Annotated in this window: 14 protein-coding genes; 9 read left to right on the top strand and 5 right to left on the bottom strand. The window is 47.1% G+C overall.

The window, feature by feature from the left end; genetic code table 11:
* The first annotated feature begins 104 nt into the window (after positions 1-104).
* The 5 genes from NC996_RS09335 to NC996_RS09355 all read left to right on the top strand — a co-directional run bounded on the left by NC996_RS09335 (position 105) and on the right by NC996_RS09355 (position 15,717).
* Entirely contained in the window at positions 105-1,154 is a 1,050-nt protein-coding gene (locus tag NC996_RS09335; protein WP_190689759.1) for a TauD/TfdA family dioxygenase, read from the top strand.
* A 43-nt stretch (positions 1,155-1,197) separates the two neighbouring features.
* Positions 1,198-4,677 carry a non-ribosomal peptide synthetase gene (locus NC996_RS09340; protein ID WP_190689762.1) on the top strand — a complete coding sequence of 1,160 codons (3,480 nt, stop codon included), beginning with the start codon at positions 1,198-1,200 and terminating at the stop codon, positions 4,675-4,677.
* Complete coding sequence (locus tag NC996_RS09345; RefSeq protein ID WP_190689766.1) at positions 4,674-10,388, top strand: non-ribosomal peptide synthetase; 5,715 nt, start codon at positions 4,674-4,676, stop codon at positions 10,386-10,388. Before NC996_RS09340 ends, NC996_RS09345 begins: the two co-directional genes overlap by 4 nt.
* Before the next feature lie 150 nt (positions 10,389-10,538).
* Positions 10,539-14,990 (top strand): non-ribosomal peptide synthetase, encoded by a 4,452-nt coding sequence (locus NC996_RS09350; protein WP_190689769.1) that lies wholly within the window; start codon positions 10,539-10,541, stop codon positions 14,988-14,990.
* Complete coding sequence (locus NC996_RS09355) at positions 14,977-15,717, top strand: thioesterase II family protein (protein WP_190689772.1); 741 nt, start codon at positions 14,977-14,979, stop codon at positions 15,715-15,717. Before NC996_RS09350 ends, NC996_RS09355 begins: the two co-directional genes overlap by 14 nt.
* A gap of 94 nt (positions 15,718-15,811) precedes the next feature.
* Here NC996_RS09355 and NC996_RS09360 read toward each other — a convergent pair whose 3' ends face one another.
* The 5 genes from NC996_RS09360 to NC996_RS09380 form a co-directional block, all read right to left on the bottom strand.
* Positions 15,812-17,983, bottom strand: coding sequence for an acylase (locus NC996_RS09360; RefSeq protein WP_190689774.1), 2,172 nt, complete (start codon positions 17,981-17,983; stop codon positions 15,812-15,814).
* A gap of 377 nt (positions 17,984-18,360) precedes the next feature.
* Positions 18,361-19,194: an ABC transporter ATP-binding protein gene (locus NC996_RS09365; RefSeq protein WP_190689880.1), complete on the bottom strand. Its 834-nt coding sequence runs from the start codon at positions 19,192-19,194 to the stop codon at positions 18,361-18,363.
* A gap of 8 nt (positions 19,195-19,202) precedes the next feature.
* Positions 19,203-20,246 carry an iron ABC transporter permease gene (locus tag NC996_RS09370; RefSeq protein ID WP_190689776.1) on the bottom strand — a complete coding sequence of 348 codons (1,044 nt, stop codon included), beginning with the start codon at positions 20,244-20,246 and terminating at the stop codon, positions 19,203-19,205.
* Positions 20,243-21,238, bottom strand: coding sequence for an iron ABC transporter permease (locus NC996_RS09375; protein ID WP_347277802.1), 996 nt, complete (start codon positions 21,236-21,238; stop codon positions 20,243-20,245). Before NC996_RS09375 ends, NC996_RS09370 begins: the two co-directional genes overlap by 4 nt.
* A gap of 89 nt (positions 21,239-21,327) precedes the next feature.
* Positions 21,328-21,561, bottom strand: a complete 234-nt coding sequence (locus NC996_RS09380) for a hypothetical protein (protein WP_190428132.1) — start codon at positions 21,559-21,561, stop codon at positions 21,328-21,330.
* 24 nt (positions 21,562-21,585) lie between these two features.
* Here NC996_RS09380 and NC996_RS09385 point away from each other — a divergent pair, with 24 nt between their 5' ends.
* From NC996_RS09385 to dhaL, 4 genes are read left to right on the top strand one after another with little or no spacing between them, the layout of a single operon-like run.
* On the top strand, positions 21,586-21,990 hold the full coding sequence (locus tag NC996_RS09385; protein WP_190531335.1) for a hypothetical protein: 405 nt from the start codon (positions 21,586-21,588) through the stop codon (positions 21,988-21,990).
* A 6-nt stretch (positions 21,991-21,996) separates the two neighbouring features.
* Positions 21,997-22,422 (top strand): HNH endonuclease, encoded by a 426-nt coding sequence (locus NC996_RS09390; protein WP_190531333.1) that lies wholly within the window; start codon positions 21,997-21,999, stop codon positions 22,420-22,422.
* A 60-nt stretch (positions 22,423-22,482) separates the two neighbouring features.
* Positions 22,483-23,556, top strand: a complete 1,074-nt coding sequence (dhaK, locus tag NC996_RS09395; RefSeq protein WP_190677463.1) for a dihydroxyacetone kinase subunit DhaK — start codon at positions 22,483-22,485, stop codon at positions 23,554-23,556.
* Positions 23,557-23,612: 56 nt separating this feature from the next.
* Positions 23,613-24,242 (top strand): dihydroxyacetone kinase subunit DhaL, encoded by a 630-nt coding sequence (gene dhaL, locus NC996_RS09400; protein WP_190689779.1) that lies wholly within the window; start codon positions 23,613-23,615, stop codon positions 24,240-24,242.
* Positions 24,243-24,251: the final 9 nt, after the last annotated feature.

Genomic DNA, 24,251 nt, shown 5'->3' on the forward strand with positions numbered 1-24,251 from the left:
TAATACATTCAAGATTTAGTCGCTTTAAACCGACTTTGGCTATGAGCCAGGAATTTAAATTCCTGGCAGTACTACGGAAAAAGCACACTTTTGTAAGAAGTCTAATGAAACCCTCAGAATCGCCCAAACTCAGCCTTAAAAAAGTAGGAACTGCCCAAAGAAAATCAATTACTGTCTCTGAGGATGAATTGATTAAAGCAGCACCTCTACAATCTAACCAACCTTTACCGCTCGTTATCGAACCAATGGTAGACGGATTGGATTTAATTACTTGGGCGCAGAATAATCGTTCGTTCCTAGAAACTCAACTTCTCAAGTACAGGGGAATACTCTTCCGCAACTTCAAAATTAAGGGGATTGAAGTATTCGAGCAGTTCGTCAAAGCCACTTCTGATGGTAAACTTTTACCGTATCAAGATGGTTCGTCGCCGCGGACTCTGGTGAAAGACAATGTTTATACTTCCACCGACTATCCAGCCGACCAAACTATCTTTCTTCACAGCGAACTTTCCTACGCTAATACCTGGCCTTTAAAAGTTTACTTTCACTGCGTAAAGCCTGCGGAACAAGGTGGAGAAACGCCAATAGCGGATATTCGGAAAGTATGCGATCGCATTTCCCCTAAAATACGCGATCGCTTTCTCCAAACACAAGTGATGTACGTTCGCAACTTTGGCGCTGGACTCGGACTTCCCTGGCAAAAAGCGTTTCAGACTTTAGATAAAACTGTTGTCGAAGCATACTGTCATGAGAACGGCATTGAGATGGAGTGGAAAGAAGGCGACAAGCTGCGAACTCGCCAAATTCGTCCGGCGGTAGTTAACCATCCGAAAACTGGCGAAGCGGTTTGGTTTAATCATGCAGCTTTCTTTCACGTATCAACGCTAGAAGCAAAAATTCGCCAAGCATTGTCAGCCTTTTCAGAAATTGAGCTTCCCTACAACACTTATTACGGGGATGGTTCTCCCATTGAACCCGAAGTTTTAGAGGAAATTCGTTCTGCTTATCGCCAAGAAACGGTGATGTTTCCTTGGCAATCCGCAGATATTTTGATGCTCGACAATATGTTAACAGCTCACGGAAGAACACCTTTCGTTGGTTCGCGCCAAGTTGTTGTAGGTATGGCTGAACCTTTTAGCAGTAGCGATATTTAATACGTCATAGATGAGTTTTAAAATGGAAAATACAGTTTTAAAAATGCCAAACGATACTATTCAGGGATTCCAAATTTCTCCCCAGCAAAAGCGCCTTTGGGGATTGCAACAACTTGATTCCAATCAAGATTATCAAGCGAGGTGCTATCTTTTAATAGAAGGATATCTCAATGTAGAGATGTTGGAAACATCCCTGCAAAAAATTGTCAATCGCCATGAAATCCTTCGCACCCATTTTCGCTGTCTACCGGGAATGACGATTCCCCTACAAGTTATTTCAGATAGCAGCGCTATTCACTGGCAATCTATTGATTTGAGTGCTGGGAATCGCCAAGCACAAAGCCTTCAACTTGAAGTGCTTTTTAGCGGAATAAGTAATCAGCACTGCAATTATGAACGAGATTCCCTATTAGATTTAACCTTAATTACTCTGTCAGAGCAGAAGCATATTTTGCTGATTAATTTACCTGCTTTTTGTGCCGATGCTGCAACTTTACAGCATCTAGCAAAAGAAATTAGCCGGACATACGCTGCTTGCTGTCTCAGTACGGAACTCGACGATGAAATAATGCAGTATGCAGATATCTCCGAATGGCAGAATGAATTGCTAGAAGGAGAAGACACGGAAGCGGGACGAAACTATTGGGGAAAACAAGACTTTTTTGCACGGTTAAATATCGAGCTACCGCTTGAAAAGTTAGTTTCAGAACCAGCAAATTTTCAACCGCAATTTATTACCCAGGCAATCAATCCCGCTCGAGTAGCCAAAATAACCGCATTAGTGAGTAAGCATGGAACTTCTGTGTCGTCATTCCTGCTGACTTGCTGGAAAATTTTGCTTTGGCGACTTACTCAACAGTCAGATTTGGTAATTGGGACAGCTTTCGATGGACGAAAATACGAGGAGTTAGAATCGGCGTTGGGATTATTTGCCAAATATTTACCAATTGAAAGTCATTTAGAAGCTAAGCTTTCTTTCGGTGAATTGCTGCAAAGAGTTCATCAAGCGCAACAAGAAGTTTACCAATGGCAAGAATACTTTAGCTGGGATTTGAACGCATCGCCAGATTCATCATTTTTCCCAGTTTGTTTTGAATTTAATCAAGCGGCTGATAAGTGTTCTGCTGATAGCGTTACCTTTTCAATTGAACGGCTGTACACCTGTATTGAGCGCTTCAAAATCAAACTGGCTGGCGTTGAGCGGGATGACTCTTTGAGTATCGAGTTCCACTACGACGCAAACTTATTTGATGAAGCGGATATTCAGCGATTAGCTGAAAACTTTAGCACTTTAGTTGATAGTATCCTCGAAACTCCAGATGTTGCGATTAGTGAGTTAGGTATTCTCAGCAACGTAGAACGCCAGCAACTTCTAATTGAGTTTAACAATACCAAGATTGATTTTCCTCAATTTCAGGGAATACATCAACGATTTGAGCAACAGGTTGAAAAAACGCCGGACGCGATCGCGCTCGTTTACGAAGGCGAACAACTCACTTATCAACAGTTAAATCAACGCGCAAACCAACTCGCTCATTCCTTGCGAAAGCTGGGTGTTGCACCAGAAGTTTTAGTCGGTCTTTATCTAGAACGCTCCCTAGAGATGGTTGTTGGACTGTTGGGAGTGCTGAAAGCTGGGGGAGCTTATATCCCCCTAGATCTCACCTTGCCATCGGATCGTCTAGCGTTCATCCTGCAAGATACTCAGGCAAAGGTGTTGTTAACGCAACAACAGTTAGTCAAAAACCTTCCCGACTCGACAGCTACCGTTTTCTGCTTAGATTCCGAGTCGCAAATGCAACAAGAGAGCGATTGCGCTACCGCGCAGCCTTCGGATCGCAACTTAAAATCAGTTGCAACAGTCGAAAATCTTGCCTATGTAATTTACACCTCTGGCTCTACGGGAACACCCAAAGGTGTTGCGATTGAACATCGGCAAATTCTTAACTATCTCAATGGCATTTTGGAAAGATTGGATCTTCCCGATGGTGCCAGTTTCGCAATGGTTTCTACCTTTGCTGCGGACTTGGGAAATACAGTCTTATTTTCCTCTTTGTGTACGGGAGGATGTCTGCATATCATCTCCCAAGATCGCGCTGCGGATGCTGAAGCGCTATCGCAATATTTTCAACAGCATCCAGTTGATTGCCTTAAAGTCGTTCCTTCTCATTTATCGGCTTTACTGTCATCCTCTCAACCAAAATTTCTTTTGCCTCGTCAGCGATTAGTTTTGGGTGGAGAAGCATCTAATTGGGGTTTGATTGAGAAAATCCAGAACTTAGCTCCATCATGCCGCATTCTCAATCACTACGGGCCAACAGAAACAACGGTTGGAGTTCTTACCTATCAGGTAGAGAGTGGGAACGTAGCTAATGTTTCAAAGACCGTTCCACTCGGTCGTCCTTTAGCAAATACCCAAATTTATATCCTAGATAATCATCTCCAGCCTGTGCCTATTGGTGTATCTGGCGAGATTTACATTGGTGGAGAGAGTTTAGCGCGAGGCTATTTAAATCAGCCGGAACTAACCGCCAAAAGATTCATTTCCCACCCATTTTTCAATAATTCAGCAGTCATATCAAGTTCCCTTCATGAACCAGCATTCCCTCTGAACCCCACCCCGCCACAGCCTACGGCTCCGGCTCCCCTCCCCGCAGGCGGGGAGGGGTTGGGGGTGGGGTGCTTTCCTGATGCGGTAAACGGATTTGATATCAAAAGTCAGGAGTCAGAAGAAAACTCAAAACTCAAAACTCAAAACTCAAAACTTTATAAAACTGGAGACTTGGCTCGCTATTTACCGGATGGAAACATTGATTTTCTGGGACGAATTGACCATCAAGTAAAAATCCGGGGCTTCCGCATCGAATTGGGAGAAATTGAGGCGGTGCTAAGGCAGCATCCCGCCGTAGAACAGGCTGTGGTTGTAGTTCGCGAGGATTTGCCTGGGGACAAGCGTTTAGTTGCTTATTCGGTTTTGAGTCAGCAGCAGGGGAGTAGAGAAGAAGCCAGTCAATCAAATCTAATGGGTGACTTACGTTCTTTTGTAAAAGCGAAGTTGCCGGAATACATGATACCTTCTGCTTTTGTGATTTTAAAGACTCTGCCTTTAACGGCTAACGGGAAAGTGGATCGAAAAAAACTGCCAGCACCTGAGCAAATTCGCCCAGAGTTAGCAGGAACGTTTGTTGCTCCCCGCACCAATGTTGAGGAGGTAATAGCTGGAATTTGGGCTGAAGCAATTGGGATTGAACAAGTGGGTATTTACGACAATTTTTTCGAGCTAGGAGGACATTCGCTGCTAGCAACTCAGGTGATTTCCCGATTACGTGACGCCTTTAATGTGGAGTTTCCCTTGCGGCAGTTTTTCGACTCTCCCACTGTCGCGGATTTAGCAGTCGCGATCGCTCAAAAACTAGCTGAACAAACCGATGAGGAAATGATGGCTCAGATGTTAGCAGAGCTTGATGAAATATCGGAGGAAGAAGTCCGAGAATTTTTGGCTAAGGAAGGAGTAGGCAAATGAGTAATTTAAGCGAAGCGAAGCGCGACGACTTCGTCGTTCGCATCGCCGGACTTTCTCCAGAAAAACGCGAGTTGCTGCTCAAACGGCTGAATCAGAAAAAAGAGCCGATAGCAGCAACCCAAATCCCCCGCCAAAACCGGGAATCTAGCTCGTTTCCCTTGTCATTTGCCCAACAGCGATTGTGGTTTTTTGACCAATTAGAGCCGGGAAATACCAGCTATAACATTCCTGCGGCTGTGCGGGTTAAGGGAACGCTGGATGCGATCGCTCTGGAACAAAGTCTCAACGCAATTATCGAGCGTCACGAAGTCCTACGGACTGCCTTCACGACAGTAAATGGGCAACCTGTTCAAGTCATTACCCCTGATTTAAAATTAACGCTTCCAGTCATCGATTTGCGGGAACTTCCCAACACGGAACGAGAGCAAGCAGTAAGGCAATTCGCCATCGCAGAAGCGCAAAAACCCTTTGACCTCACACAGGCACCTTTGCTACGAGTTAGCCTGCTGTATCTGAGCGAATTCGAGTACGTGGTGTTATTTACGATGCACCACATTGTTTCAGATGGGTGGTCAATGGGGATATTTATTCAAGAGTTAGTCACCTTTTATAAAGCTTTCTCTAGTAGCAAGTTTTCACCCCTTCCTGAATTAAGTATTCAATATGCAGACTTTGCAGTTTGGCAGCGACAGTGGCTACAAGGAGAAGTTTTAGAAACCCAGATTGCTTATTGGAAAAAGCAATTAGGAGGCAATCTTCCCGTACTAGATTTGCCAACAAACAGACCGCGACCTGCGGTGCAAACCTTCCAAGGTGCAGAGGAAAAATTTGTTTTGTCCAAGGCGCTGACTGAGGCACTGACTAAACTAGGTCAGCAGCAAGGAGCGACTTTATTCATTGTTTTGCTGGCGGCGTTCAAAACGTTGCTTTATCGCTATACCGGACAGGAGGATATTTTAGTTGGTTCGCCAATTGCCAACCGCAACCGTGCCGAACTAGAAGGAATTATTGGCTTTTTTGCGAATACTTTAGTTCTGCGGACTGATTTATCGAATAATCCTACTTTTAAGGAGTTGTTAGGACGGGTGCGCGAGGTGGCGTTGGGAGCATACAGCCACCAGGATTTGCCCTTCGAGAAACTGGTAGAAGTGTTGCAGCCGGATCGGGATTTGAGCCGTAATCCGCTGTTTCAAGTGTTATTTGCTCTCCGTAATGTGCCGACACAAACTTTAGAATTACCGGGAGTTTCTCTCAGTCTTGAAGAGATGGAGAGTCAAACGGCAAGATTTGATTTGCTACTCAACTTATCTCAGGAAGCAGGAGGTCTTACAGGAGTATTTGAATACAACAAAGAATTGTTTAATGCCAGCACCGTACAGCGGATGGCAGGACATTTTCAAACGTTGTTAGAAAGTATTGTTGCCAATAGCGATCGCTCTATCTCCACTTTGCCATTTTTAACGCAACCCGAACGGCATCAGTTGTTAGTGGAGTGGAACAATACTCACACGAACGACTCGACGGATCGCTGTCTGCACCAGTTGTTTGAAGAACAAGTGGAACGAACACCAGACGCGATCGCCATTATTTTTGAAAACCAGCAACTCACCTATGCCGAACTCAATGCCAAGGCAAATCAACTAGCGCATCATCTACAAAAACTCGGCGTGAAGCCAGAAGTTTTAGTGGGAATTTGTGTAGAACGTTCCCTAGAAATGGTCGTGGGATTGCTGGGCATTCTCAAAGCAGGTGGAGCCTACCTACCCCTAGATCCAGCCTATCCCCCAGAGCGTCTTGCTTTCATGTTAGAGGATGCTCAAGTTTCGGTGTTATTAACCCAAAAGCGGCTGTTAAATACCCTACCCTCGCATAATGCCGAGATTGTATGCTTGGACGATTGGGAAAGCCTACAAATCGGCAGTCCAAATTCAGTTAAAAATTCCTCCAACTTAGCTTACGTTATCTACACTTCCGGCTCAACCGGACGACCCAAAAGCGTACAAATTTCCCACGCCTGTGTAGTCAACTTTCTAATTTCCATGCGCCAGCCACTAGGAATAACCCAGCCAGATATTTTATTGGCTGTCACCTCCTTATCTTTTGATATTGCGGCGCTGGAAATATTCCTCCCCATAACTGTAGGCTCTCGCGTTGTTGTAGCCACCCGTGAAATCGCCTCTGACGGCGCACAGTTGTTAACAACATTGACCGATTCTGGGGCGACCATCATGCAAGCAACGCCTGCTACTTGGCGACTGCTTTTGGCAGGGGGATGGCAGGGTAGTAAGGGCTTGAAAATCCTCTGTGGTGGCGAAGCCTTACCGCGACAACTCGCCGCTCAATTGCTCGTACGAGGCGATCGCTTGTGGAACTTGTACGGTCCCACCGAAACCACGATTTGGTCTACTATCTATCCGGTTGAAAGTAGCGACGCTTGCGTTTCCATCGGGCGTCCCATTGCCAACACGCAAGTTTACATACTCGATACCCATCTACAGCCGGTCCCAGTGGGTGTTACGGGTGAACTGTATATCGGCGGGAAAGGTTTATCCAGAGGCTACCTAAATCGACCTGAACTGACAGCAGAAAAGTTCATTCCCAATCCATTTTTAGAGAAGTCAGAAACGTCGGAATTATTGTACAAAACTGGAGATTTAGCCAGATATCTGCCGAATGGTGAATTGGAATATCTGGGACGCATCGACCACCAAGTTAAAGTGCGTGGCTTCCGGATTGAGTTGGGCGAAATTGAAGCGGTACTGAACCAACATCCAGGCGTGCAGCAAGCCGTAGTGATTGCCAGAGAGGATAATTCTAACGACAAGTATTTGGTTGCTTATGTCGTACCGAAGCAAGAAGCTGCAACGACACCCGTACAACTGCGTTCCTTCCTTAAGGAGAAGCTACCTAATTACATGGTGCCTTCTGGCTTTGTACTGCTAGAGGCAATTCCTCTCACACCCAACGGAAAAATTGACCGTCGCGCATTGCCAGAACCCGACACCGCTAGACCAGAGTTAGAAAGCGCCTATATCGCTCCCCGCACCGCCATTGAGGAAGTTGTCGCAGGGATTTGGACTCAAGTTCTCGGTTTAGAGCAAGTCGGTATGCGCGATCGCTTCTTTGACTTAGGCGGACACTCGCTGCTGGCAACTCAGGTAATGTCTCGCCTCCGGGAAGCCTTTCAAGTTGAAATTCCCCTGCGTTCTCTGTTTGAGTCGCCTACGGTAGCAGGTTTGGCAGAACGGATTGAAACAGCTTGTCGCGCCCAAGAAAATCTTCAGGTTCCGCCTCTGATGCCAGTTGCGCGGGAGGGGAAACTGCCCCTCTCCTTTGCTCAACAGCGATTGTGGTTCCTCGACCAATTAAATCCGGGCGATGCCTATAACATTCCCGCCGCAGTGCGTCTGGTCGGTGCGCTCAATATCATAGCGCTAGAGCAAAGCTTTCAGGCGATTATCCAGCGTCACGAAGCTTTAAGGACAATCTTTGCGACAGAAGCAGGACAACCCATTCAGGTAATTATCCCCTCTGCGACTTTTAAACTGCCAGTAATAGACCTGCGAAAATTGCCGCCGACTGAAAGAGAAGCCTCTGTGCTGCAACTTGCCACGGAGGAAGCGCAACGACCTTTTAACCTCACTCAATTGCCCTTGCTGCGCGTCACTTTATTACAACTGGATGAAGCAGAGAATGCGGTACTGCTGACCATGCACCACATCATTGCTGATGGCTGGTCGATGGGGGTACTGATTCGGGAAGTGGCGGCACTCTACGAAGCCTTTTGTGCCGGGAAACCCTCGCCACTACCGGAATTGCCCATACAGTACGCAGACTATGCAGTTTGGCAACGACATTGGCTGCAAGGGGAAGTTTTGGAAGCCAAACTTGATTACTGGAAGCAGCAGTTAGGTCACAATCCGCCCCAGATGAAACTACCCACCAAACAACCGGCTGCTTCTACTTTTCAAGCTGCCATTCAATCCTTTGAGCTATCTCCAAAGCTGTCTGGGGCACTAAATGTACTCAGCCGCCAAGAAGGTGTAACTCTCTTCATGACGCTGCTGGCAGCCTTTCAGACACTGCTGCACCGCTACACCAGTCAGGATGACATCATTGTTGGCACCGATGTCGCCAATCGCACTCAAGTTGAAACTGAATCGTTGATTGGTTTCTTTGTCAACATTTTGGTCTTACGCACCGATCTGCGTGGCAACCCCAGTTTCCGCGAATTGCTGAAGCGAGTGCGCGACATTACTTTAAAAGCTTATGTCCATCAAGACTTGCCTTTTGAGAAGTTGGTTGAGGAACTGCGTCCTGAAAGGAATTTGAGCCGCACTCCCCTGTTTCAAGTGTTGTTCGTGATGCAAAATACACCCGTACCTACTTTAGAACTTTCGGGTTTAACTTTAACCCCAATCGAAGTAGAGGGCGGGACAGCAAAATTTGATTTAGTGCTATTCGTGTCTGAAACAGAGGATGGCATTGTTGGCAGTTGGAAGTACAACGCCGATTTATTTGATGCGGATGCGATCGCGCGCCTATCCGCTCATTTTGAAACCCTCCTGAACAGCATCGTCGTGCAGCCGGATACGCGCCTTAATCGTTTAGAAATACTTACCGAAGCTGAAAAGAAACAACAAGCCATGCAAGAAGTCAAACGCGAAAAGAGTAACTTCAGCAAGTTCAAAAACATCAAACCAAAAGCAGTTACTCTGCCCAAAGGCGAATTAGTCAAAACCGAATATTTACAAGCAGGGGAAACATTCCCCTTAGTTCTCAAACCTGCGGTAAACGAGGTTGATATCGTTGACTGGGCAAAAAATAACCAAGAATTAATCCAAACGAAGTTATTACAACATGGAGCAATTCTATTCCGAGGCTTTAACGAACCTTTAGTTTCTATTTTTGAGCAATTTGCCCAAGCCATTTGTCCCCAATTATTTGGGGAATACGGAGACTTACCCCGCGAAGGAGTTAGCGGGCAAGTTTACGGTTCCACCCCTTATCCGGCGGATAAAGCTATCTTATTTCATAACGAGAGTTCGCATTTACACCGCTGGCCTTTAAAAATTTGGTTCTTCTGTGTCAAAGCTGCACAGCAAGGCGGAGAAACTCCGATTATTGACTGCCGAAAAGTTTACCAGCTACTCGACTCCAAACTTAAAGAAAGATTTGCCGAAAAGCAAATTATGTATATCCGTAACTATACAGATGGATTAGATGTTAGCTGGCAAGAGTTTTTTAGAACAACCGATAAAAGTGTGGTAGAAGATTATTGCCGGAAAGCTGCAATCGAATTTGAGTGGCGAGAAAACAATGAGTTGAGAACTCGTCAAATTCGTCCGGCGATATTCAAGCATCCAAAAACGGGAGAAACGGTATTTTTTAATCAACTTTTCTTACACCATGTCTCCTGCTTAGATCCAGCAGTCCGCGCCTCTTTATTATCTGTGTTTGGAGAGGAAAACCTGCCCCGGAATGTTTATTACGGAGATGGCACTACTATTGAAGATTCTGTAATCGCAGAACTTCAAGAGGTTTATCGACAGGCATCTGTTAGTTTTCCTTGGCAGGAAGGAGACATATTAATGCTGGACAATATGTTGGCTGCACACAGCCGTAACCCATTTGTAGGTTCGCGGAAGATTGTGGTAGCGATGGGAGAAATGATGAGTGATGAAGAACGTTGCCGTCCTGCTGGGGAATAAATTCCCCGTCTGATAGCTTAAGTCTGTTTTAACGAACTGAAAAATCTAAATATTGGTCGGTTTAAGTAGACTTTCGCTATTAGAGAGGAATTTAAACCCCTGGCGGGTAAGTGGAAACAAGAAACATATTAAAAACGAGCAATTTTAACAATGCAAACAATTAATGGATTTCGGGTATCTCCTCAACAAAGATATCTTTGGTTATTGCAACAAGATAGCGCCGCTTATTGCGCCCAATGTGCCATTTTGATAGAGGGCAATCTCAATGCAACAGCTTTGAAAGAAGCTGTGCAGCAAATCATCAATCGTCATGAAATTCTGCGGACAAATTTCCATCGAGAACCAGGGATAAAAGTACCAATTCAAGTAGTTAGCGCTCGCTATAACATCACCTCTTGGCATTCCATCAATCTAAGCAATTGTAATCCACAGGAACAAGAAGCAAAAATCGAGGCAATTCTTCAAGAAGAAAGACGCTCAATTTCTACTTTCGAACCTACTGGTTCGCTACTGCGTGCATCTTTAATTACTCTGTCGGATGAAAAACATATTTTAATTGTTACGTTACCTTCTCTTTGCGCCGACAGTTGGACATTGAAGACTCTGGTACAAGAAATTAGTCAAGGATATGTCGCCAGTCTTCAAGGTGAGGAAATAGCCGAAGAAGAAGTTGTGCAATACGTGCAATTTTCCGAGTGGCAGAATCAATTGCTTGAGGATGAGGAGGATTTATCTGGCAAAGAATACTGGAAGCAGCAAGATTTCTCTAAGTTGGCTAATTTGAAGCTGCCTTTAGAGGATAAATTGCTTGGCTTACCCGCTAACTTTGAACTCCAGTCCGTCGAGTGCCAGATTGAGCCAGATTTGGTTGCCAAAATTACAGCGATCGCGCAAAAATACAATACTTCTATTTCAGCCGTCTTACTCGCTTGCTGGAAGACTCTACTTTGGCGACTAACTAGACAACCAGATATTATCGTTAGCACTGCTTTTAATGGTCGAAAATATGAAGAATTGGAGTCAGCACTAGGACTGTTTGCCAAATTCTTACCGCTTCGCACTCATCTAGAAGACAGCTTGAGATTTAGTGAAATCGTACAGCAAGTTCAGCAGTCTGTAAACGATGCCAATAACTGGCAAGAGTATTTCTGCCAGGAAAATATTAGCCCTGCAACCTTATCCGGCTTTCCCTTCGGTTTCGAGTTTGAAGAACAGCTAAACAAGTATTCTGCTAGCGATTTATCATTTGCGATTTACCAGCAGTACGTCTGCTGCGATCGCTTCAAAGTCAAACTCTCTTGCGTGCGTCGGGATGAGTCGCTGAGTGCAAAGTTTGACTATGATGCTGGCATCATCGGTATAGAGGCGATTCAAGCCTTGACAGAACAATTTCACAGCTTAGTGGAAAGTGCTGCTAACAATCCAGAAACCGCAATCAATCAGTTCAATATACTGAGCGATCGCTCTCGACACGAATTATTAGTTGAATTCAACAACACTCAAACTGATTACCACCAATCCAAGTGCATCCACCAACTGTTTGAAGAACAAGTAGAACGCACGCCAGACAACATTGCCGTTGTATTTGAAAATCAACAATTAACCTACCGCGAACTCAACGATCGTGCCAACAAAATAGCGCATCACCTGCAAAACTTGGGAGTTAAACCAGAGGTCGTCGTTGGTATTTGCGTTGAACGTTCTCTAGAAATGGTGATGGGAATGCTAGGCATTCTCAAGGCAGGCGGTGCATATCTACCGCTAGATCCGGCAATGCCAAAAGAACGCCTCGCCTTGATGTTGCAAGATGCTCAAGTGCCAGTGTTGTTAACTCAGAAACGGTTTTTAGAAATTCCCCAACACAGTGCCAAAGTCCTTTGTCTAGATACAAATTGGGAAACCATCCCAGTCCAAAGCCAAAATTCCATCCAAAAGCCCTCAAACCTCGCTTATGTAATCTACACCTCCGGTTCCACTGGCACACCTAAAGGAGTTGCCGTCGAGCATCAACAACTGCTGAATTACGTCAACGGTATTATTAACAGACTAGATTTGCCAGCAGGTGCCAGTTATGCAATTATTTCCACTTTTGCTGCCGATTTAGGTCATACAGTTGTTTTCCCGGCTTTGTGTACGGGTGGGTGTCTCCATATAGTCTCCCAAGAACGCGCAACTGACCCAGAAGCACTGACAAATTACTTTCAAAAACATCCCATTGATTGCCTCAAAATTGTTCCTTCTCACCTATCGGCTTTACTGACAGCTTCTAACCCCGCGCACATCTTACCTAGAAAGCGATTAATCCTTGGTGGTGAAGCTTTAACTTGGAATTTGATTGAGACAATTCAAAAACTAGCTTCCAACTGCCAAATCTTCAACCATTACGGGCCAACAGAAGCAACAGTAGGCGTACTTACCTATCAGGTAGCAGATCGGGTAGCAGATGGGAAAGCGGATCGTATTTCTGAAACAGTTCCTCTAGGTCGTCCAATCCCGAACACGCAGATTTATATCTTGGATGCTCATCTTCAGCCAGTTCCAATTGGCGTACCGGGTGAGTTATACATCGGTGGTGCTGGTTTGGCGCGAGGTTATTTAAATCAGCCGGAACTGACAGCCAAAAAATTTATTATCGACTCCTTCATCGAGAGAGATGAGTTCTCTATTTTGAGGAATGAGTTACAAGACGTCCCACCTAACTCAAAACTCAAAACTCAAAACTCAAAACTTTACAAAACCGGAGACTTGGCTCGTTATTTACCCGACGGAAACATCGAGTTTCTCGGACGAATTGACGACCAGGTGAAGATTCGGGGTTTCCGGGTTGAGTTAGGGGAAATTGAGGCGGTACTGTCTCAATTTCCTGGGGTACGCCAGAGTATTGTTTTGCTGCGAGAGGATGTGGGACAACGTTTAGTGGCTTATATCGTTTCAAATTCAGCACTCATTAACGATCTGCGTTCCTTCCTCAAAGAGAAGCTACCCGAATACATGGTGCCTTCTGCTTTCGTAGTTTTGAAAGCTTTACCGCTTACCCCAAATGGCAAAATAGACCGTTCGGCATTGCCAGCACCGGAGACAATAAAACCCGTAGCAGATACGTTTGTAGCTCCTCGCAACAGCGTTGAGGAGGTACTTGCCGGAATTTGGGTTCACCTTCTCAAACTTCAAAAGGTCGGGATTTATGACAATTTCTTCGACCTAGGGGGACACTCTTTACTCATCCCTCAGTTACTTGCCAAGGTGCGAGAAACTTTCCAGATAGAACTGACCTTGCGCGATTTTTTTGATGCTCCTACCATCGCCGATTTAGGGAAAAACATCGAAATGAAACAGGGAGTCATTCCTTTTGTTTCTCCCGCCTCGAATTTAAATCTAGACGCTGAAGCTGTCCTAGATCCGACAATTCGCCCTGACTCTATACCTGTTGAGTTAGTCACTGAACCAAGTTGCATCTTTTTAACTGGAGCAACTGGGTTTTTAGGAGCTTTTTTACTCTCCGAACTTTTGCAACAAACACAAGCAGATATCTATTGTCTGGTACGTGCTACTAATGCAGAGTCTGGGAAAGAACGGCTACAAAATAGCCTGGAATCCTACTCACTTTGGGATGAAAATTTCAGCTCCAGAATTATCCCGATTATGGGAGAGCTGTCTAAACCGCTTTTAGGGCTTTCGGATGAACAATTTCGAGACATGGCTAGTCAAATCGATGTCATCTATCACAATGGTGCCTTAGTTAATTTTACTTACCCATACTCTGCCCTTAAAGCCGCCAATGTACTGGGAACTCAGGAAGTTTTGAGATTGGCAAGTTTAATTAAACTTAAGCCAGTGCATTTTATTTCTAGCACTAATGCTGTTTCTCCGGCGGGCGGTTCTGGAGTCAGGGTCATTCGAGAACAGGATTCTATCAATCCTGAGGAAGTGATAGATACTGGTTACGCTCAGAGTAAATGGGTTGCCGAAAAGTTAGCAACGATTGCACGCGATCGCGGAATTCCGGTCTGTATTTACAGACCCGGACGGATATCTTGGCATAGCCAAACTGGGCTTTGCAACAAAAGCGATAATACCTTCAGATGGGTAAAAGGTTGTATCCAACTCGGTAGCGTTCCCAAGCGTGATGCAATGGTGAATTTAGTTCCGATAGATTATGCGAGTAGAGCGATCGCTTATCTATCCAAGCAGCAAGAATCCTTAAACAAGGATTTTCACATCGTCAATCCCTATCCCGCCCATTGGAACCAGGTTATTAATTGGGTTCGCTCGTTTGGCTATCCCCTTCAGGAAGTTTCATACGATCAATGGCACAGCGAACTATTGGAGGCGGCTAAAACATCTTCAGGAAATGCCTTGTCTCCCCTAGTGGATTTTATGAATCAACCAACATCACAAGAACCAGCCTCCACTCCGGCAATTTTACAGTTTGACTGTCAGAATACCCTAGACGGGCTTGCCGGTTCTTCTATTGTTTGTCCGCCCTTAGAGGCTGAGTTGTTTGCGCCCTACTTTTCCTACCTAATTGATAACGGTTTGCTGGATGCTCCCCCAGTGGGTGAATTCGCTGCAACAACCCTTAACAATCATGTATTGTTCTAAGCCAAATCCTCTCTCCAGCCTGCGCCTGTTCTGCTTTCCCTATGCTGGAGGTGGGGCGCTCAATTTTCGCACCTGGTCTCAGGGTCTACCTGTGGGTGTCGAAGTTTGTGCTGTCGAACTTCCCGGACGAGGAAAGCGGATTTTGGAAGCGCCATTTACTCAGGCTTTACCTCTGGTGCAGGCGATCGCTCGCGCCCTTTTGCCATACTTAGACGAGCCATTTGCCTTCTTCGGTCACAGCATGGGCGCACTCGTCAGCTTCGAGGTGGCTCGTCTACTCCGCAGAGAGTACGGGATGAGTCCAGTCCATCTGTTTGTATCCGGTCGCAGCGCCCCTCAACTCCCGGCAAAAGAGCCGCCCATCCACGCCCTGCCAGAACCCGCGTTTATCGAGGAACTGCGCCGTCTTAACGGGACTCCCAAAGCAGTGCTAGAGAATGTGGAACTGATGGAACTGCTTCTGCCCATCCTGCGGGCAGATTTTGCCGTTCTCGAAACTTATGTTTATGCTGCTGAACCGCCGCTTCAGTGTCCTATCACTGCTTTTGGTGGTTTACAGGATGTCAAAGTCAGCGTCGATCGTCTTGAGGCTTGGCGACAGCAGACAAGTGCTAAATTCTCGCTACAAATGCTTCCCGGCGACCATTTCTTTGTGCAATCAGCTCAACCCCTGCTGCTTCAATTCCTTTCTAGAGAACTGAACTCAATCAGCACGGTTGGAAAGTAACACTCACGACTTCGCTTTTGATGAGGAGCGATCGCTTCTGGAAGCATAAAGGCCCTAGCACTGATGCTAGGGCCTTTATTTTCATGAATGCGCCTCAGAATACCTTGCGCTCATCCAAATGAGCAACGATATCCTGACGCGATCGCCATACCGGACGCAACTGTTTTCGGGCGGCTAGCGGTAACTGATCGCTAAGATGGGGCGATCTGGGTTGAGTTGCATTGCCGTAGCTAATGAGTGTCATCGCCTTGACTGGATTGGAAAACTCGACCGCAGCAATATAAGAATCGCCCTCAACCGCTTGAAAGCGCCCATCTTTCGTCGGGGCATAATTGACAACGCGGAAGATGCCAAGGTCTCCAGAACCACCATTGGCAGGCAGATCCACACCATTAGACCGCAGCCGGAAAACTTCACCCCAAGGTACATCTATGGCTTTATAAGCCGCCTCTACTTTTGCTGCTGCGGTAGAAAGCACCTTAACTGCGCTTTGAGGATCTGCCAAGCCGTCGGGTGTGGTGCGCGGGGACTTCTCGTTCCAGGGACTACTAAATGCATTATCGAATTCCATCTCTTCCGCCCAAAGGTAAAAGAGTACCGCACCCCGACTATCCGCATCCGTATTTCGATCCCAAGCTTGCAGCACATCAGCGGCTCGACGCGCTAATTTATCTCCATACTGCCGTGCAGCGGGAATTAGATCATCCAGGAAACGATCTGCCAGTTCCATGCGTGTCGAGTGCTTGTACTGAATCATTTCCTCAAAAGAAATTTGTTTATCCTCATCCAGCATTCTTGCGGAACGTTGCGCTCGAAAGTGCATGAAATGCGGTGCCATGTAGGGCGGGAAATCTGCTGGATTTAACGCTACTGGGAAAGTCGTTGTCCACGGTGGATCGTTGGTATTTTGCAACCAGCCGCTAGGTGGGTCAATGACGCGGGGCAAATCGCGGTAGGGATGAGTTTTCGTCCATAAGCTTTTAGAGGTGTCGCCAGGAATCATGCCTTCCCAGTATTCAAAGTCTCCAGATGTGCGAATTGGCACCTGACCGTTAAATAGGTGCATGATATGTCCCTCGCGGTCTGCATACATCACCGTGAACATCGGAATCTGCAACTGCTTTAGGGCAGCCTCAAATTCAGGCAGTTTAGTGGCACGCGCCATCGAGTACCACTGCTCCAACGCACCGGGTTGCTCAAGCCCCACAACCCGCAATGCCACGGCTTTTCCCTCCTTGCCTGCGACAACAGGGCCGTGGAGGGAACGTTGTACGACCAGTGATTCTGAGCGCAGTGTGCCATCATCCTGCTTTACCTTCAAGATTTTCTTTTCTGTCTCAAAGGCTTGAACCTTACCGTCGAAGCGATAGCCGCCGTCTTTTAGTTCCAGTTCGTAAGCGTCCCACCCGTCATGGGTATTGACTGTGTGAGTCCAGCCGAGATTATTGTTGAATGCGATCGCGAGTACGGGAAGTCCAACGAGTGTCGCCCCATAAGCATCAATTCCTGGTGCCGTAATCTGGGCTTCGTACCAGACAAATAAATCTGACCAAGGCAGGTGCGGGTTTGCCAGTAGCATCGCGTTTCCGCTTGCAGAATGCTTCGGCGCGATCGCCCACGCATTAGAACCCATTGATTTGTTATCGGCAAGGCTTTGAACAATCTGCGGATTCACAATAAATGTGAAATTCATCACCCGCTGTTCGTGAGCCAGGATATCTACTGGCTGGACTGGCAGCACCGCCTTCACTTCATCATCAATCAGTTCGGGATGTTCCTTGGCATAGGCATTGATTCCTGCGGCAAAGGCATCCAGATAACTGCGGAAAGCCGGACTCTGCGACTCATACCACTTGCTGGCACGTTCGGGAATTCCCATTGTTTGTACCCATTTATCTGACTCTAGGTACTCTTCTCCCCAGTATTCGGCACTTCGTCCCCGTGCCTGACCGTAGAGGCGCAACAGCAGGTTGCCATGACTTTGCATCTGCGCCCAACCAAAGGCACGAAATGCACTTCCTGCATCCTTGCCGTAGATATGCGGTACGCCGTAGGTATCCCAGAGAATTTCAGTCGAGGCTGCTGGTAAGCTTAGACTCTGGCTCCCCAAAAATAGAGTAAAGATGAAACCTAATATTAATGGGAAAATTCGCAAAGATTTTCCTCTAAAACCTCCGATTGCGTAGCGCCTACTATTTTTTTGGAACTTATCAAGAGAACGCAAACGCTCTTTAATAAAACACCACCTTGAAAGAAAATTTAACATTACGTTCTTGACAAATTGATAATTTAAAAAACAAAAAAATACGGCTTCAAATTTTATTTTTGTATTAACAAGTGTGATTAGAAGGGAGCAGAAGTTGCTTCACTTCTATTCAACCAAGTCCGCCTACGCGGACTCAATTCAGCCTGGGTCAGCAGGCTTTGTTTGTGCAGCCCCAGACTTCCAGCCTGTTGGCGATTTGCTGCTGGCGATTTGCAAATACTTGATGAAAAATTTTATCATCATTTTCCTAACGAATAGTTGAAAAATGATTCTCGTTAACTGCAAAAGTTTAATGTGTTGTGGCGCAGTTGCACGCGGAAGTGAAAGCCTGATAGCTTCGCTTGCGCCAAGGGCGATCGCGACTTGTTTCTACGCCCTCAGTTTCCAGTGAAGCGATCGCCCCTCACCGCAGCCTCTTGGCTTATCTTCAGCTTCCGCCCCAGCGGAATACACATCGGTGTTCCGGCTACGGGATCTTCCACGATGCGACAACCCAGCCCAAATACTTCGCGCACCATTGCTTCTGTCATCACCTGCATCGGGGTTCCGTGGGCATAAACGCAACCTTCTTTTACCGCTACTAGGTAATCTGCATAGCGACAAGCTTGGTTTAAATCGTGCAACACCATTACCAGCGTTCGTCCTTGCGTCTGGTTCAACTCCAAAAGCAAATCCAACACCTCAATTTGGTGCGCCAAGTCTAAGAAAGTGGTGGGTTCATCTAAGAGTAAAATCTCTGTATCCTGAGCTAGCGCCATTGCAATCCAAGCGCGTTGTCGCTGTCCACCGGAAAGAGTATCTAGCGATCGCTCTGCCAGTTCGGTCATCCCAGTCGTCGCCAAGGCTAACGCGACCAACCGCTCATCTTCTTTTGACCACTGCTGCAACCAGTTCTGATAAGGATAACGCCCCAGCGCTACTAAATCTCGCACGGTTAACCCTTCCGGTGCCACTGGCCCTTGGGGCAGAATCCCCAGTTGCTTAGCGACCTCTTTCGTCGATAACTTGAACAAATCAGCCGCATCCAGATAAACCGTCCCGTTCCGTGGCTTGAGCAATCTCGCCAAACCCCGCAGCAGTGTAGACTTCCCGCAACCGTTAGCACCCACTAAAGCGGTTATTTTCCCTTCGGGAATCGCCAAATCAAGATTTTTGATAATTGGCACACCTTCATAAGCCAAGGTGAGCCTGCGGGTGGAGAGTCGGTTCATCTTTGGGTTCATCGTTTGCGGTTTTGCACCAACAGATAGATAAAGTAAGGAGCGCCAATCGCGGCTGTAATTACACCACAGGGAAGCTCAGTCGGAGCAAATAGCGATCGCCCTAGTAAATCAGCAACCACTACAATCATTGCCCCAATCGTTGCCGAGACAGGAATTAACCCCTCATGAGTTGAACCCACCAATTGACGGGCGATGTGCGGTGCCATTAACCCAACAAAGCCAATCGTACCAGCGGTAGCAACCGCCGCCCCCGTCAACGCGGTAGCGATCGCAAGTAACCAGCCGCGTTCCCATTCCACCGAACTACCCAGCCCTTTGGCAACATCATCTCCTAAATTCAAAGCATTCAGCTGTCGCGCTTTCCCCAAAGCCAAGGGCACCAACACCGCGAACCAAGGTGCAACCGACCATACCTCCTCCCAACTGCGACCGTAGACACTCCCCGCCAACCACACCAACGCCTGACTGACACTATTAATCTCACCAAATGTCACCATCAAGCTAGTCAAAGCACCAATCACTGCGGCAATCCCGACGCCAATCAAAATCAGGCGAACCGGAGAACTCCCCTTATCCCATGCCAAAAAGTAAATCAGAAAAGCGACAGCTAATGCTCCCCCAAAGGCTGACACCGGCAATACTGCAATCGGGACACTGGGAAACAAAACAATCAGACTAACAGCCGCCAGACTCGCACCCGCGTTAATCCCGATGATGCCTGGGTCGGCGAGGGGATTGCGAGTAATGCCTTGCAAGATCGTACCGGAAACCGCCAATGCCACTCCCACAAGAGCCGCGACTAAGGTCCTCGGCAGTCGCAGTGTATTGATAATGAAGGGATAGTCAGGGTTTCCGGTTTCCAGTCCGAGTAAGGTTTTGATGACAGAGATGATGGGAATTGGATATTCCCCGTAAGAAACACTGACAACCATCGCCGCCAGGGTAACGAAGACCAGGATACTCAGAATACTAGGGATACGCCGATCGATACGGAAGGATACCGGAAGCGCCTTAGAACGAACGACCAACCAGTTGTTCATTTTTTCACCTTGAAGCGGGCAAGATAAACGAACAAGGGCGCACCCACGAAAGCAGTCATGACTCCGACTGGAAGTTCTTGCGGCTTAATCAACAATCTGGCACCGATATCCGCTGTTAACAGTAAAATGGCTCCAAAAACCGCAGAATACGGCATAATCCAGCGGTAATCGACGCCAACCAACAAGCGGACAACGTGGGGGACAACTAAACCAATAAATCCAATCGGACCAGCGGCGGCAACGGCACTGCCTGCCAGTAATATGACACTGAAAGCAGCGGCAACTTTTACCCATGCGGTTCGTTGACCTAAGCCTTTGGCAATATCTTCACCGAGATTCAAGGTGGTGATTTGTTTACCTAAAGCGAAGGCTAATATCAGTCCGAGGGTGATATAGGGCAGCACTTGCCAGACAATCGTGAAATCCCGCCCCGCAATCGATCCAGCCATCCAAAAGCGGATTTCATCAAGGGTGCGTTGGCTGAAAATCAGGATGCCGGTTGTCACTGAAGACAGGAAGGTACTAATCGCTGCACCGGCGATGGTGAGGTTGAGTGGGGTGAGTCCACCGCGACCCAAGGAACCGAGGAAATAGACAGCGATCGCAGCGGCACCGGCACCCAGAAAGGCATACCAAGCATAAAAACTCGGATCGGTTGTATCGAAAGCAAATACGGCGATGACCACTGCCATTGCCGCACCTGCGTTGATTCCCAGGATTCCGGGGTCAGCTAAGGGGTTGCGGGTGATGCCTTGCATAATCGCACCCGCGATCGCCATTGCGGCACCAACCAGGATGGCGATGAGCGATCGCGGTAGCCTAATCGTCCGAATAATCAGGTGATCCGCAGACCCATCAAACGCTGTCAACGCTGCATAAATGGTGCTTGCAGAAATGTCGGCTGCACCATAGCCAATACTGACCACCAGGCAAATTAGGAGAATCAGGAGGCTCAGAATTAAGCCGACAAGCAGAGAGGGTCGTGGCTGTATAAATCCTAAGATTTCCCCGATTAACCGATTTTTTACTATTTTCTGGATTGGTGCCAAATCTATCGATGCCTTTTGCCTTGTGTTTATTGCTATAGCAACCCTAAATATGCTGTCGTAACGTCAAGCGCCTCGGAACGATGAGAAACCGCCGCTTTGGTGCGCTCAACCAGGAAACTAGAAATTACTTTAGACTTATTGCGATTATTTATCAATATCTTTGCGGAAATTATCCTTGAATTGCCAGTCATACAAGGATTCCAGATTTCAACAACGGCAAACCCCGCAGTTGCCTGGTGAGTCAAAGTTGCAGTCTGGCATAACATTGAGAAAACATCACCAGGCTGGATATGGCAGTTGAAACTGTTACACTTCAAATTCCAGAAATACTCTATCAGCGTTTAGTTAATACTGCTAATGCAACGCAGCGCCCTGTTGAAGAAGTCATGCTTCATGCCTTACAAATAGGTAGCCCCCCGGAATGGGATGATGTGCCAGAGGAGTTTCAGGCTGACATTGCTGCCTTGGATAAACTTGATGACAAGATGCTATGGCAGATTGTTAATAGCCGCAAAACAGCAGTAGAGATGGAACGATATAATACCCTGCTTGAGGGCAATTCTAGCGGTACGCTGATAGAGGGAGAACGCTTAGAACTAATGGCGCTGCGGCACGAGGCTGACCTTTTCATGTTAAAAAAAGCTCACGCAGCAGTATTACTCCGATGGCGGGGACATCGCGTGCCAACCCCTTAAGATATCGTGTCTGCATACATACCGGAAAGTTTACGAAATCAAATCGCGGATAGCGATCGCGGGCGTTGTTGCTATTGCTTAACCAGTGAAGCCAATAGTGGAATTCCCATGACGCACGATCATATTCAGCCTGTCTCTAAAGGTGGAGAGACAAGCTTTGAGAACATTTGTTTAGCTTGCCGTTCATGCAATGAATTTAAGGGTGACTCAACCGAGGCGATAGATCCTTTGACGGGCGAAACTGTGACTTTTTTCAACCCACGCACGCAAATATGGTCTGACCATTTTGCCTGGAGTCCTGACAGCACAAGGGTTGAAGGTCTTACAGTGATTGGTCGGGCTACAATTGTTCGTCTGCGAATGAATAACCCAGTTATCATTGCCGCTAGGAGGCGTTGGGCAGTCAGTGGTTGGCATCCTCCGACTGACTAATCTTGAACAAAAGCTAATTTAATTAACTTAAAAATTAATTCCCAGCGAAATTAAGACGATATGAAAAAACTCATCAACAACTCCGATAATGTAGTGCGCGAAAGCCTGGAAGGAATGGCAGCAGCGCATCCCGATTTAATTAAAGTCCACTTTGACCCCCACTTTATCTATCGCGTCGAGGCACCCATTCCTGGCAAAGTCGCCCTCATCTCCGGGGGGGGTAGCGGACACGAACCGATGCATGGCGGTTTTGTCGGTTTGGGGATGCTGGATGCTGCTTGTCCGGGTGAAGTCTTCACTTCTCCTACTCCTGACCAGATGCTAGAAGCTGCCAAAATGGTTACGGGGGGTGCGGGTGTCCTCAATATCGTCAAGAATTACAGCGGCGATGTGATGAACTTCGAGATGGCAGCAGAACTGGCGCACTCAGAGGGCATTTCGGTACTCAATATCTTGATCGATGATGATATCGCGGTCAAAGATAGCCTTTATACTCAAGGGCGTCGGGGTGTCGGCGCGACGGTACTCGCTGAAAAAATCTGCGGTGCTGCTGCCCAACAAGGTTACGATCTCACGCAGGTTGCCAACCTCTGTCGCCAAGTTAATCTCAACGGGCGTAGCATGGGTATGGCGCTGACTTCTTGTACCGTCCCCGCGAAAGGTAGCCCGACTTTTAGTTTGGGGGATGATGAAATAGAATCCGGCATCGGCATTCACGGAGAACCGGGACGACAGCGAATGTCCTTGAAGTCAGCCGATGAAATTACCGAGATGCTAGCGGTTTCTATCATCGAAGACAGAGATTACACCCGCACTGTGCGCGAGTGGGATGCAGATAAGGGAGAATGGGTGGAACAGGAACTCATTGACCCTGCGTTTGAAAGTGGCGATCGCGTTCTTGCCTTTGTCAACAGTATGGGCGGCACTCCCCTTTCTGAGTTGTACATTGTCTATCGAAAATTAGCAGAAATCTGCGAAAAGAAAAAACTTCAAATTGTTCGTAATTTAATTGGCCCTTACATCACCTCTTTGGATATGCAAGGATGTTCCATCACTCTACTGAAGTTAGATGATGAGATGATTCAACTTTGGGATGCACCCGTGAAGACACCAGCTTTAAGGTGGGGAATATAAAAGAGTTTAGAGTTGTAGAGACGCAACAAATCGCGTCTGAGTTTAGAGTTTTGAATATGGTCCGTAAAGAACAAATCCTGCAATGGTTACAAGCCGTAGCAGTAGTTGTAGAACAAAATAAGGATTATCTAACCGAACTGGACGCGGCAATTGGAGATGCTGACCACGGCATCAATATGAACCGGGGTTTTCAAAAAGTGGCGACTCAGCTACCCAGTGTGGCAGATAAGGATATTGGCAACATCCTCAAAACTGTCAGCATGACGCTCATTTCCAGTGTTGGGGGTGCCAGCGGGCCGTTGTATGGCACGATGTTCCTACGAGCTAGTACGGCAGTCGCAGGCAAGTCAGAACTGACCGATGAGGAGATGGTGACGCTTTTCCAAGCGTTTGTGGAAGGTATTGTGCAACGGGGTAAGGCGAATTTGGGTGATAAGACCATGCTGGATTCTCTATCACCTGCTGCGGATACTTTTGAGCAAGCTGTCGTGGCTGGTGCAAGCACCCTAGAAGCTTTACAACAAGCCGTAGCTGCGGCTGAGGAAGGGATGAAACAGACGATTCCCTTGGTAGCGAAGAAAGGCAGGGCGAGTTATTTAGGCGATCGCAGCGCCGGTCATCAAGATCCGGGTGCCACCTCTACTTATCTGATTCTCAAGACGCTGTGGGAAACTGTCAATAGCTAATCGTAATTC

This window comes from Trichocoleus sp. ST-U2 (assembly GCF_039961875.1).
Lineage (GTDB): Bacteria > Cyanobacteriota > Cyanobacteriia > Cyanobacteriales > FACHB-T130 > FACHB-T130.